Origin of the sequence: Streptomyces yaizuensis, from assembly GCF_034961445.1 — a bacterium.
GTDB classification, from domain to species: domain Bacteria; phylum Actinomycetota; class Actinomycetes; order Streptomycetales; family Streptomycetaceae; genus Streptomyces; species Streptomyces yaizuensis.
On the sequence record NZ_BSBI01000004.1, the window covers coordinates 580,956 to 593,807 of the forward strand.

Consider the following 12,852-nt stretch of genomic DNA (forward strand, 5'->3'; position numbering starts at 1 on the left):
CGGGAGGGGGCTCACTCCACATTGATGTCGTCGAAGGCGAGCGTGACGCGCTCGGTGGCCACCGCACTCGACCCGGCCTGGAGAGCGGGCCCCTCCCAGCGGCTGGCCCAGGCATTGCTCAGATGCAGCGAGCGGACCGGGTTCCGGTGGACGTCGCGGATCACGATCGACACATTCTGGCGCGCTCCGTCGTAGTCCGCCTGCACCAGGGACCTGTTGATCCAGTCGCTGAAGGCGCTGCTCGTGTCGAGACCACGGGTGATGGTGACCTCTCCGGTCCGGCGGATACCGGGCTGCTTCTTCACCACCAGCTGACCCGTCGCCGTGACATGGCGGGCCTCCACGACCTCCTGCTCGACGACGAGCCCGGAGATCTCCTGCACGGTCTCGACCTGGAACGCCCCCAGCGACACACTGAAGCTGTGCGCGGTGATGATCTCGCCGTAGTTCATCGGGCTACTCCTACCTCGCCGGGCAGCCGGCCCGGCCTGCGGATGGACTGGTCAGGGGGTATGGGCGCCGGTACGGCCGTACCGGGAGGCCGCGCCACGGGGGCGGCAGCGGGCGCACCGCACGATATGGGGATCAGCCGGCGGTGGCCGGCGTCGCCGGATTCTGCTGGGTGACGGTGAAGGTGACGTATTCGGCGGGGCGGACGGGGGCGACGGCGATGTCGCAGACGACTTGTCCGGCGTTGATGATGGCGGGGGTGTTGTTGGTGCTGTCGCAGGTGATGGCGAAGGCCTGGGTGGGTGTCTGTCCCATGAGTGCGCCTTGTCGCCACTGTTCGGTGAGGAAGGTGCCGACGGTTCCGCGGAGGCTGGCCCAGAGGCGGTCGTCGTTGGGTTCGAAGACGGCCCAGGTGGTGGCGCGGCGGATGGACTCTTCGAGGAAGCAGAGGAGTCGGCGTACGTTGAGGTAGACGTTGTCCGAGTCGGAGGAGGCGGCGGCGGTCCGTGCGCCCCAGACCAGGGGACCGGTGCCGGGGAACACCCGCAGACAGTTGACACCGACACCGTAGAAACTCGCCAGGGTCGTGTCCGAGAGGGTCTGGGTCAGTGCCGTGACCCCGTTGAGCACCTCGTTCGCCGGGGCCTTGAAGACTCCGCGCTGCGCGTCCACCCGTGCCCAGACACCGGCGATGTATCCGCAGGGCGAGATGGTCTGTGATGTGCCCGTACTGCCGGGGCCCTTCAGGTAGGGGTAGTAGACCGCAGCGTAGTTCTTGCCGGCGCCCAGCACCGGAGCGACGGGTTCACTCGGAGTGTAGGTGTCGTCCGGCAGTGTGACGATCATGACGCGATTGCGCATGGTCGCGCAGTGGGTGACGAGCGTCTGGTACGCGACGGCGGTGGTGAGATCGGGCGCGGCGACGATGGAGACATCCAGCAGAGCGAGCCGGTCGGGCGCCTTGCCTCCGGTGTCGGTGCCGTCGGGTACCACCCAGCATTCGGTGCCGCCATTGGCGAAGAAGCCGTAGACGGCCTCCTGTACCGCGGCCGAGACTTTGGTAGTGGCCTTGGGATCGAGGTACACCGCGCCGAAGGAGTTCCAGCTCTGCAACTGCTGGGGGTCGCCGTCCACGCCTGTCGCGACGAACGCCGCGGTGGAGGTGCCGACGCCCGTGATCAGATGGGTTCCGCTGGACTTTTCGATGACGCTGACGCCGGGGGCGAGTGGGGTGGTCATGCTCTCTCCTCTTCCTGTCGCGGTCGCTCGGGGTGAGGGGGATGGTGAGGGCCGGGGAGCGGTGGCCGGTGGGCTATGCCGTCGCTGTTCCGCCCGCCTGCTGGGTGACGGTGAAGGTGACGTATTCGGCGGGGCGGACGGGGGCGACGGCGATGTCGCAGACGACTTGTCCGGCGTTGATGACGGCGGGGGTGTTGTTGGTGCTGTCGCAGGTGATGGCGAAGGCCTGGGTGGGTGTCTGTCCCATGAGTGCGCCTTGTCGCCACTGTTCGGTGAGGAAGGTGCCGACGGTTCCGCGGAGGCTCGCCCAGAGGCGGTCGTCGTTGGGTTCGAAGACGGCCCAGGTGGTGGCGCGGCGGATGGACTCTTCGAGGAAGCAGAGGAGTCGGCGTACGTTGAGGTAGACGTTGTCCGAGTCGGAGGGGTCGGCAGCGGTCCGTGCGCCCCAGACCAGGGGACCGGTGCCGGGGAACACCCGCAGACAGTTGACGCCCTGGGACTGGAACGCCACCTGTGTGGTGTCCGAGACGATCTGGGCCAGTGCGATGGCCCCGTTCACCGGCTCGTTCGCCGGGGCCTTGAAGACTCCGCGCTGGGCGTCCACCCGCGCCCATATCCCGGCCATGTGCCCACCCGGGGCGATCGGAAACGGAGTGCTGGCCTGGGACCTTCCGGGCCCGACGATCCAGGGATGGTAGATCGCCACGTAGTCTCTGCCCGAGCCCAGATCGACCGGCTTGCTCGCGGTCGCCTTCTGGTCGAGTGTCACGATCAGGACCCGGTTACCCATGGCCGCGCAGTGGGCCGCGTAGGGCTGGTTCGGCTCTCCGCCGGTGAGATCCGGGGTCACCACGATGGAGACGTCGGACAGCTTTTCGAGCTGGGCGACAGCGGCGGCCGCAGGGTCCACCGGAGGGGATTTGTCCTCGGTGCCTTTGGTACCCGTGGGCTTCGTAGTCTTCGCGGGCTTGGTGGGCTCCTTGGCTTCGCTGCTCTCCGTGCTCCCTTCGGTCTCGCCCGACCCGCCGTCGGAGACCGGCTGTTCGGCTGGGGATTCCGCCGGTGCCGCCGGGGGAGAGGAACTTTTCTCCGCCGAGGTCTTGGTGCCGTCCGGAACGATCCAGCACTGCGAACCGCCGTTGAGGAAGAATCCGTACACCGCCTCCGCCACGGCCGCGGAGACATAGGTGTCCTTCCTCGCCATCTTGACCACACCCGCCTCGGGGTAGTACGTGGTGAAATCGCTCCAGCTCTGCAGATACCTCGCCACCCCGGGCGTCCGTGCCGCGACGAACGCCGCGACGGAGGTCGTGGCGCCCGCGATGAGACGGGTGCCACTGGGCACCTCGGTGACGGTGACACCGGGGGGAGCCGAGCTGCTCATATGTCCTCCTTGGGTCGGTGGCGCGGAGACCTGGTTCGGGGCGGGCGTTCAGACACTGGTGACGGACGAGGGCGGGCCCTGCGCCTTGTAGGTCCCGGCGTTGGTCAGGCCTGTCAGGGTGAGGAGCAGCGCCGGTTGCCCGTTCACCCGCAGGGCCGTGGAGATCCCGGTCAGCGGTGCCGCCGCCGTCGCGCAGGGCACGGGCTGTTGTGGACAGCCTGTGACGGTGGCCCCCGTGTACATCGGGAGCACCGCCACGGGCACCCCGTTGACTTTCAGTACCGTCTGTTCCACCCCCGGGACGGGAACGACGGGGGCCTCGTGCGAGCAGGTGACCGGAGTGGTCGCGAGCAGGAGGCTAGGCATCGGAGCCGCCTCGGGAGACATCGGCCCGCGCCTCTGTGGTCAGTACGATCTCTCGCGGCAGCTTCTCCGTCGTCTCTGTACCGGCCCCGATCACGGGAGCCGTCACCGCGATGTCCAGGAACGGCCGGAGGTAACTCCCCAGCCCGGTCCAGAGATTCCCGAGCGAACCCACCTCAGCCGGTGGCCGGTTCAGTTCGAGTTGTACCCGGAGGGGTGGTTCGGATTTGTCGATCTTCAGATCCAGATAGTCGAGAGCCACAAATCCGAGCAGAAACTGATCGAGGACCGAATGAGCGTCCTCCGGCTTCTCGTTGTGGGCGGTGAGCATATATGAGTAGGTGAAGAATCGGTAAGGGGGACGGAACGTTCCGGCCTTCTTGTCCACCGACAGCTGGCCGGCCTCCCGGGATTGCACCGCCTCGCGGATCTCGTACAGATAGAGGTTCGCGCCGGTTATGCTCTGCTCATTGTCCTTGGTCGGTGCGAGCAGGGTTAACTTGACCGGCTCACTCTCGACTCGGACGGTTTTGAGGATCGCCTGAAGTGCGTTGGTGATCGTCTCGATCACTGTGGTCTCCCTTCCCCTCTTTCCGTTGCCAGGTGTACTCATGTGCCGGAGGAGGAAGCCGGCGCCTGCTCGGGGTGCCCGCGCGCCCGTCGCACCCCAGTGCTTTTCGGCGATGGGGGCGGGTGTTCATATGAGGGCTCAGGTGGTCACGGGGATCTGAGTTCTTTCCAACCTGCTCCTGGCCTGAAAGAGTCGCTCGGCGCCGGCCACGCGGTCGGACGTTTCGTCGGATTCAATCATCTCAAGCTGTTCCAGCGCCTGGGCGATTTCGCTGTTTGTGGACCGCATGAGCTCCTCGCCCAATCTCCGCTTGTCCTGCGTATCCTGGGAGGGGGATTTCAGGCCATAGCGCTCAAGCAGGCGCGGAGCGTATAGGTCCAGCCCTTCCTTGATCCTGATGGCACTTTTCTGATTTTTTGACAGCACTCCCTTCAACTTGTCCTTGGATTGCTGGATACCGTATTTGGCTATCCCAAGCACGGCTTCGCGCACGCCGGCTTCGCGTCCTAGTTGTTTGCCCCATCCTTGAAGCACACCCGTATCCCGACCGGGTGCCGCTGCGACCACCCCTTCCACATACTGGAGGAGCCTTTTCAGATCCCCCTCGTTCAGGCGCGCCATACGGGAGGAGGCTGTACGCGGCGAAATACCGGAGAAGAGGTAGAGAAGCAGGAACTTGAGAACCCCCGCCTCCTTATACAAAATCTCCTTTTCGTTCGTGATCTGCTCGCGGGTCCGGGTGTGCTCGGAGATGGTGGCAGCGCGGACAGCCTTGGGCATTCCCCGGCCGGCCAGTTTGGCGATGAACCGGCTGGGTACCGATGCGGAGTCCTCAGTGAGCCGGTCTATCTCCTCGGTGTGCCTCTGGATAGCGGCAGTGCGCCGCTTTTTATTGTGCTGGAGGAAAGCCCCCCAGGAGAAGGTTCCCTGGCTCGCTTCGCGGAGGGCGGCCTCGTCACTGGCGGACAGCGCCTCGTCCTGGACTACGGTGAATTCCTTGGCCAAGGCCAGCTTCGCACTCAGGACATCGTCCTGTGGCGACACGGCGGCGAGATCCTTGATGAGGCGCTGCACCTTCTCCGGCGAGAGTGTCAGCAACTCCGCCTCGAAGGTGGCTCGCCAATTCTCCTCACGAAGTTCGGCCTGCTCTTCGTGTCTGGGTCCTTCTTCGAGCCGGGCCCTCTCCGGAAGGCCGCGGAAAGACTCCAACCTGGCCTGCACGGACCGGCCGAGTCTCGTGTCGGCGAGCGCGCCGAAAACCTTGCGGATGAGGGCCACCACGACCCTCGGACCGAAGAGCAGCGTCGTGCTGAGGCCGGCGCGCAGCTGCCAGGGTTCCCACCCCAGCAGTCCGGCGACCCTGCGCTCGGGGCCGAGCGCCAGGTTGACCGTCGTCGATCGGTCCGAGGCTCTGAGTTGTCGTGCCCGTTCGAGGGCTGGCGGGCTCGCGCCCACCCTCCGGTAGATGTTGTACCAAGTCAGGGTGGACCAGGCGTCGCGGGCATCGCCGGTCCGAGCGGAGGCCCAGGGCTGGGGGTCCTCCTGTACCACATTGCCGATCGGCTCCCGTGCGTCCCCGACCCGCTCGGGGACGGCCTCCGCGACCGCGGACACGCTCTGCCGGATCTCTTCGGCCCTCTGTTCGGCGGCGTCGCGCCCTCTGCTCCCTGGCATCGTCCATCCTCTCCCTGAGTGTGGTGGCAACGTGGATGCGCCCTGTCCGTTCTTCCGTCCCGCGCGCCGGGCATCACCCCGTGCGAACGGTCCCGAGTACCGCGTCCGCGGTCTCCGCCGGGGTGCTCGGGACACCGCCACCGAGTCCGTCCGGGGCCGCCGGGGCCGCAGTGTCCACCGCGTCGGCGGCGGCCCGGCACGGCGCGAACGCGGTGTCCCGGGCGAGCCGGCCGAGCTTGCGGTACTCCTCGGCCGCCGCGTCCACGAGGTCGGACATGGTGACGGCCCGCTGTTCGGCCGCCGCCCGGTAGCAGGCGGTCACCACACACCGGCGGATCTCACCGCCCGGCAGATCGAGATGGCGGCCGAGGACCTCGGTGTCGATGCCCGGGGCGAGCGGGATCTTCCCCCGCAGGCACACCCGCCAGATCAGGGCGCGCTCCTCGGGGCCGGGGTCGGGGAAAGCCACCACCGCGTCGAGTCTGCGCAGAAACGCCTGGTCCACGGCGTTGGGCAGATTGGTGGTCAGAATGGCGAGGCCGTCGAAGGACTCCATGCGCTGGAGCAGATAGGCGACCTTCAGATTCGCGTGGCGATCGTGGTGGTCCTTGGCCTCGGTACGCGTCCCGAACAGCGCGTCGGCCTCGTCGAAGAGCAGCACCGCGTTGAGCCCCGCCGCCTGGTCGAACACCCGGGCGAGATTCTTCTCCGTCTCGCCCACATACTTGTCCACGACCATGGCCAGGTCCACCACGAAGAGGTCCACGCCCAGCACACCGGCGAGCACTTCCGCCGCGAGCGTCTTACCGGTACCGGGTGCCCCGCTGAACAGACCCGCCACGCCCCGCCCGACGCCCGCACGCTCCCGGATCCGCCAGTCGCCCATGACCAGGTCCCGGTTGCGGGCCCGCACAGCGAGGTTCCGCAGCTGCTCCCGCTGCCGCGCCGGGAGCACCAGGTCCTCCCAGCGGGCCGAGGGGGTGATCCGGCGTGCCAGCCGCTCCAGTTCGGGGGCGGTACAGAGCCGCACACTGTTGTGCACATGGCGTGCCTGGAGGGGTTCGGCCCGCGCCTGTGCCTGCGCCGCCGCCGCGCGTACCGCCGAAGGAATCCGGGACAGCGGGATACGGATCGCGTCCAGTTCCGTGGCGCAGAGGTCCGGGCCCAGTGCCGCGGCCCATGCGGCCCGCCGCTGCGCGTGGCCGGGTGCCGCGCACGGCAGGACCACCGGAACCGGTTCACCGGCCGCCGCGTGCCAGTCGGCCGCGCCGAACACCACGGCCGGCACACCCCTTCCCCGCGCACCGCCGGTCAGGGCCCGGACGACGGCCCGGCGTTCCTCCTCGTCGGCCGGCTCGCCCAGCGGCCCGATCACCAGCGTGCGGGAGCGCAGCCAGCACTCGGTCAGCGCGCCATGGAGCACGGCGGTGAGGTCGGTGTCCGGGCGGGTCCGGCGGAGATCGAGATGGACCGTCCCGCCCAGGCCCCCGCCGATCGCCGGAAGACAGTCCGCCCCGGCGGCCTGGCGCACATAGACGAAGGGCGCCGTGCCCGTCGCGGTGCCGAGGGCGGCGGCCAGCTCCCTGTCGTAGGGGAGTCGGGGCCCGGGAGGGTCGGTGAGGGCCGTGTACGGCTCCAGCAGGGGGGCCGGCGCGTCGTCGCCCAGCAGATGGAGCAGTACGCGCCGGGGCACCCGCGCCGTGTGCTGTGCGGCGGGCTCCCGGCCGGCGACGATGTCGATGAGGCCCGAGTCCCGCAGCAGCGCCTGGGGTGAGAGGAGTTCACGAAGGGAGACACCGGGCAGCAGATCGGCGATGACGCCGACCGAAGCATGGCCGGACCGGCCGCCGGAGAGCCGGTCGAAGCAGAGGGCGAACCGGTCGTCGATCTCCGGCGCGAGAATCAGGACCAGCGCCTGTGTCTGCCCGGCGCTGAGTCCGTACCGCTGCTCCAGCGTCCGCAGCCGCAGCCGCTTCCCGGACTCCTCGGCGGCGTCTCCCCGGGCCTCGACGGCCGCCCGCACCGCGGACTCGTCCGGTACGGAACGGGGTGCGGTGTACCGGGGGCCTTCCATGACCTGCGCGAGGGCCGAACCGATCGCGGACAGACCGCTCTTCGTCCCCCCTGCCCTGGACCGTCCGGCCCGGGCGGTGGTGTACGACAGCAGCCGCTCCCACACCGCGGCGACCCGCCCGCAGAGATAGACGACGTCGTGATCCTCGCCGCTGTCGCCGGGCGGCCGGCCGCCCGGGCCGCCGTCAGCCGGTGCGCTCATACGGCCCCCTCCTCCCGCTCGCCCCTCAGCCTCCGCCCGCCGCCCGGCTGCGCCCAGTGGCCCTTGGTGCCCCGGCGGTTCACGTCCGGCTGCCCCTTCGGGCGACCGGAGCGCGCACGGAATACCCGACGGATACGGTGCTGACCAACGCGATCGGCCAACGCGATCGGCCAACGCGGCGCCACTCGACGCCGGCACGGTGGGAGCACTCGGGGAGCTGTCCTGAGGCGGGTAGCCGGAGACAGCGTGATCACGTGACAGGGTCGCGAGGGGGCAGCCCCGCCTGCGGGGGTAGTCCGCCGTCCGGGTCGGCAAGACCGTGCAGCGGATCGTTCGCCCCGTTCACGCGGGGACAGTCCGTTCACCGTCCACTTCGGTGAACCGGGCCGTGTCATCGCCGGGTTCGGTGTCGGCGGCGCCGTCGATGCGGGGGCTGCGGCGCAGCCCGTCGAAGCCCCGGGGCCGACGGGCAGTGGGCTCGTGTCACAGGGGTCCCGGACCGTCCGCCACCACCGCTCTTGACCTGGAGCGCGCTCCAGGTCCGAGGATGGGCCGCATGTACACAACCGACCCCCAGGTCGTCCTCGGAACAATGGACTTCGGCACCCGTGTCGCCCCCGACCAGGCCTTCGCGATCCTCGACTCCTTTGTCGCCGGCGGCGGTGTCTGGCTCGACACCGCGAACTGCTACTCCTTCTGGGCCGACCCCAGTGGCGTCGGCGGCGCCAGCGAGCGCGTCATCGGCGCATGGCTCCGGGCCCGTCCGGGCGCCCGCGACGCGGTGCGGATCGCGACAAAGGTCCGGCAGAACCCGCTCGTCGCGCACTCCTGGCCACAGAGCGCCGAAGGGCTCTCCGCCCGTGCCGTCCACGCGGGTGCGGAGGAAAGCCTGCGGCGTCTTGGAGTCGATCACGTCGATCTGCTCTGGGCCCACGCCGAGGACCGCACGGTGCCGCTGGAGGAGACGGTCGGCGCCTTCGGCGAGCTGGTCGCGAGCGGAGCGGCCCTGCGGGTCGGGGCGGCGAACCACGCCGCCTGGCGCGTCGAGCGTGCCCGGTCGCTCGCGCGCGAGCTGGGCGTGGAGCCGTGGACGTGTCTGCAACTGCGCCACTCGCTCGTCCAGCCGCGCCCGCTCGCCTCCGTCGCGGAGGCCGGTCACCGCATGCTCCAGCCCGAGGACCTGGACCTCGCGCGGTCGGAGGGGCTCGCCGTGTGGTCGTACACCTCGCTGATGTGGGGTGCCTATGCGCGCGATGACAAGCCGTTTCCGCCAATCTATGATCATTCCGGAACCACCCGGGTGCTCGCGGTCCTGGACGATGTCGCCTCTGAGCTCTCCGCCACGAGGAACCAGATCGTCCTCGCATGGCTGATGCGGCAGGGGATCGATCCCATCGTCGGCGTGAGCCGGGTGGAGCAGATCGAGGAGGCACTCGGCGCACGCGGTGTGCGGCTCGACGACGAGCACCTGGCCCGCTTCGCCGAAGCACGGTAGCGGCAGCGGCAGTCATCGAAGGAGCTTCATGACCACCCTCACCCCGGCGGCGGCCGCCGACCGCACCGGCGTCTCCCTCGACACGCTGCGGTACTACGAGCGTGAAGGGCTCATCGGCCCGATCCGGCGCACGGCCGGCGGGCGCAGGGAGTACACCGAGAACGACGTCTTCTGGATCGGCCTGGTCACGTGTTTCCGCGAGGCCGGTCTCGGTATCGGGGATCTGCGGGAGTTCGTCGCCATCCTGCGCGCCGAGCACTCTCCACAGGAGCGAGTCGCCTTCCTCCGCGAGCGCCGTGGCGCCCTGGAGCAGCGGGTGGCGGCGCTGTGCCGGGCCATGGAAATCCTCGATGGGAAGATCAGCTACTACAGCTGAGGGCCGCCCCGCTCCCTCTCAGGCGGGCGGTGCCGGAGGGGGCGTCAGCCGGGTGCCGCCGGCGAGGCCGCTGCCCGGCCCCTCCCCACCGCCGATCGTCCGCGCTGGGGTCGGGCGCGATCCGAACGCACCCGTCACCCGGGCCCGTATCCCGAAGGCGGCCCCGCGGAGTCCCCGGGGCGGGCCTGTCCACCGGGCCGGAGGGTGGACGGGGCCGTCAGGTCGTCAGCCGGCCGGTGTCCGGCCGCCGCTCCCCAGCCCGACGCGGTCGACGACGGCTGCGAGGCGGAGGTTGCGGGTGAAGGCCTCGTCCCAGATCCGGTCCTTGTCGTCGATGCGGCGCCGGACGATGCCGCGCGGACTCGAACGAGGGTCGCCGGCGTCGGACTTCGCGTAGTAGGTGATGTCGCCCTCGGCGTCCAGGGCGTCGAGGGTCGCCTCATCCAGGGTCGTGAACGGCGCGGCCGCGGCGTTGCTTTTCACGGTGCCGAGGCGGATGCTCGCGCCGGTCAGGTCGAGGTACTCCTGGAGGAACCAGCCCCCGCCCCGTCCGACCAGGAGCAGCAGGGGCTCGTACGGGTCGGGGAGTCCGATGGGCACGGGGGTGGCGGTGTCGCGGAGGAGCGCCCAGCGGGCAGCGGCGCGGCAGGTCAGCCGGAGGGATTGGGGCGCCAGGCCCGCCGTGGCGCTGTAGGCCCCCGCGATGTCCCCGGCGCAGACCCCTTCGTCCTCCGGGCCCTCCACCAGGACGCTGTCCACCGCGCAGCCGACCTCCTGCTCCGCCTCCTCGCCGTCGGGCTCGAACCCCGACGAACTGCCCCGGGACGCCGGCACCGGGCACGACCACCAGTGACACCCCTACGACCACGACGGCGAAACACCCGCCGGACCACCATGCGCCACCCCCGCCGAGGCACTGCGATACCTCCTCACCCGCACACGCCACCCACCCGGGAGCTGACCCGGCGCGCGCTCGGCGCACCACGCGCGCGCCTGTTCCAGGAGACTGTCCGCTGGTGGGCGATGGCATCGGGAACCGGGCATCCCCGATGGTGCGCGGTACGGAGTCGGTGCCGCGCGGGACGCGACAAAGCCCCCGGAGGAAGCGTGGGTTCTTCACAGGTGTCCCACACCCCTCCGGGGGCTGTACCGATCGCTCCCGGCTACCGGGTCCTGAAACGGCGGTGGAGGTTCCGGGCCACGTACACCCCTGGGCCGCCGAACCCGACGATGTCGACGCGGCCCTCGCCGGTGATGTCGGCGAGGAAGCGCGGGTGGCGGTCGACGCGCCAGGCGCCTGCGTCGTCGTGGTATCCGAAGCCGCGGCAGACCAGCTGGGCCCGGTCGAAGCGGCCGTCGCCCCTGCCGTGCGCGACCCAGACGCCCTCGTCGCCGAAGCCGACGAGGTCCGGGGTGCCGTCGCCGGTGACATCGGCGAGGAGGCGGAGGTGCTTGTCACCCGTCCACCCCTGGGCGCTACCGAAGTCGTTGAGGACGAGTGTCGCGGGCCCGAACGTGCCGTCGCCGAGGCCGTGTGCCACGACGACGCCCAGCGGGCCGAAGCCGACGAGGTCCGGGGAGCCGCCGGCGGTGGTCGCGGCCAGGAAGCGGGGATGGTCCGCAATGGAGGTCCAGCCCTGGTCGGTCCCGAAGTCGTCGAGGATGTAGAGGGGTTCGGCGAAGCCGCCCTCCTCGTCCTGGAGGGAGACCCAGACGCCGTCGTCATGGCAGCCGATCACATCGGCCCGGCCGTCACCGGTGGTGTCCGCGAGGAAGCGGGGGTGCTTGCCGACGAGCCAGCCGCCCGCCTTCTCGTCGTGCCCGAAGGCCGGCAGGGCCGGTTCGTCGGTGAGCGGCGCGAACTTCCCCTCCTCGTCCTGGAGGGAGATCCAGAGACCGTCGTCATGGCAGCCGACGACATCCAGCCTGCCGTTTCCCGTGGTGTCCACGAGGAAGCGGAGGTGCTTGTCCGTGAGCCAGCCGCCCGCCTTCTTGGTGTGGCCGAAGGCTTTGAGGACCAGTTCGCCGGAGGCGCCGGCGAAGGTCCCGGCCTCGTCCCGGGGGGAGACCCGGACACCGTCGCCCGCGAGGACGACCACATCGGTCCGGCCGCCGCCCGTCGTGTCCACGAGGGTCCACAGGTCCCCGGGGGCCGGCGAGGGCAGCGGCCGGTGCAGCACGCTCTCGCCGTCCTCGAAGGTCCCGTCGCCCCGGGAGGCCGCTGTCACGGCCCCCTTGGCGGCGTCGATCCCTACGATGTCCGCGCGCCCCTTCCCCGTGGTGTCGGCGAGGAACCGCGTGCCGGGCCCGGACCAGAAGGGCTGTCCGCCGGGGGCCCGGACGGCGCCCTCGCTCTTCCACGCGCTCCCGAACCGTTCGAGGACCAGCAGCAGGTCGCTGAAGGAGGGCTCGGCGCCGGGCGCCGGGCGCAGCGCGGGCGAGCGGTCCAGGCGCCAGGACCGGCGGCCGTTCCAGTGGCTCAGGGGTGCCCAGCGCAGCACGGGATCGCTGGTGCGCTCGGGCTCGGCCGGGACCAGCCGCCACCGCTGGCTCCCGGCTTCCTCGTCGTACCCGGCCAGGACGACCTGGGTCTCGTCGGTGCCGGGCCCGGCGCCGGGTTCGGCGAGGTCGAGCACGGTGTCGTCGGTGGCGGTCTCGATACGGTAGAGGCCCGCCCCGCCCTCGACGGGGACGACCCGCCACCGCTGGCCCTTCCTGCCGGGCGCGGCGGCGGCCCGGCGGATACCCCGGTCGGCGGCGGCCGGGTTGTCGAGCACCTTGTCACCGGCGGCGTCGCGGATCACATACAGACCGTCCTCGCCCGGTACGGGGGTGAGCTGCCACCGCTCCGGGCCCGGCCCGCCGTCGGGGAGGTCCCGGACGACGAGGGCCCCGTCCGGGACCGGGGCGGCCCTGGCGCCGAGGGTCCTCCCCGTGGCGGCGTTGACGATCTCCAGTTTCAGTTCTTCCGTGGGAACGGGCATCGCGCTGCCTCTTCCAGCTCATCCAGGCGGTACGGGCGTGG

Annotated in this window: 11 protein-coding genes; 2 read left to right on the plus strand and 9 right to left on the minus strand. The window is 70.3% G+C overall.

The window, feature by feature from the left end:
• Nucleotides 1-11 precede the first annotated feature (11 nt).
• From SYYSPA8_RS13390 to SYYSPA8_RS13420, 7 genes are all read right to left on the minus strand, one after another.
• Nucleotides 12-452, minus strand: a complete 441-nt coding sequence (locus SYYSPA8_RS13390) for a phage tail protein (RefSeq protein ID WP_323447319.1) — start codon at nt 450-452, stop codon at nt 12-14.
• A 133-nt stretch (nt 453-585) separates the two neighbouring features.
• Nucleotides 586-1,689, minus strand: a complete 1,104-nt coding sequence (locus tag SYYSPA8_RS13395; protein ID WP_323447320.1) for a phage tail sheath family protein — start codon at nt 1,687-1,689, stop codon at nt 586-588.
• 73 nt (nt 1,690-1,762) lie between these two features.
• The gene (locus SYYSPA8_RS13400) at nt 1,763-3,073 is read right to left on the minus strand and encodes a phage tail sheath family protein (RefSeq protein WP_323447321.1); all 1,311 of its coding nucleotides are present in this window, start codon (nt 3,071-3,073) and stop codon (nt 1,763-1,765) included.
• A 48-nt stretch (nt 3,074-3,121) separates the two neighbouring features.
• Nucleotides 3,122-3,439: a hypothetical protein gene (locus SYYSPA8_RS13405; RefSeq protein ID WP_323447322.1), complete on the minus strand. Its 318-nt coding sequence runs from the start codon at nt 3,437-3,439 to the stop codon at nt 3,122-3,124.
• Nucleotides 3,432-4,007, minus strand: coding sequence for a Pvc16 family protein (locus SYYSPA8_RS13410; protein ID WP_323447323.1), 576 nt, complete (start codon nt 4,005-4,007; stop codon nt 3,432-3,434). The genes SYYSPA8_RS13405 and SYYSPA8_RS13410 overlap by 8 nt, the downstream gene beginning before the upstream one ends.
• 138 nt (nt 4,008-4,145) lie before the next feature.
• On the minus strand, nt 4,146-5,681 hold the full coding sequence (locus SYYSPA8_RS13415; protein WP_323447324.1) for a hypothetical protein: 1,536 nt from the start codon (nt 5,679-5,681) through the stop codon (nt 4,146-4,148).
• A gap of 73 nt (nt 5,682-5,754) precedes the next feature.
• Nucleotides 5,755-7,956, minus strand: coding sequence for an ATP-binding protein (locus SYYSPA8_RS13420; RefSeq protein WP_323447325.1), 2,202 nt, complete (start codon nt 7,954-7,956; stop codon nt 5,755-5,757).
• Between the two features lie 556 nt (nt 7,957-8,512).
• Here SYYSPA8_RS13420 and SYYSPA8_RS13425 point away from each other — a divergent pair.
• On the plus strand, nt 8,513-9,451 hold the full coding sequence (locus tag SYYSPA8_RS13425) for an aldo/keto reductase (protein WP_323447326.1): 939 nt from the start codon (nt 8,513-8,515) through the stop codon (nt 9,449-9,451).
• Nucleotides 9,452-9,479: 28 nt separating this feature from the next.
• Complete coding sequence (locus SYYSPA8_RS13430; RefSeq protein ID WP_323447327.1) at nt 9,480-9,827, plus strand: MerR family transcriptional regulator; 348 nt, start codon at nt 9,480-9,482, stop codon at nt 9,825-9,827.
• Nucleotides 9,828-10,052: 225 nt separating this feature from the next.
• Here SYYSPA8_RS13430 and SYYSPA8_RS13435 read toward each other — a convergent pair whose 3' ends face one another.
• Entirely contained in the window at nt 10,053-10,661 is a 609-nt protein-coding gene (locus tag SYYSPA8_RS13435; RefSeq protein WP_323447328.1) for a hypothetical protein, read from the minus strand.
• 329 nt (nt 10,662-10,990) lie between these two features.
• The gene (locus SYYSPA8_RS13440) at nt 10,991-12,811 is read right to left on the minus strand and encodes an FG-GAP-like repeat-containing protein (RefSeq protein ID WP_323447329.1); all 1,821 of its coding nucleotides are present in this window, start codon (nt 12,809-12,811) and stop codon (nt 10,991-10,993) included.
• Nucleotides 12,812-12,852: the final 41 nt, after the last annotated feature.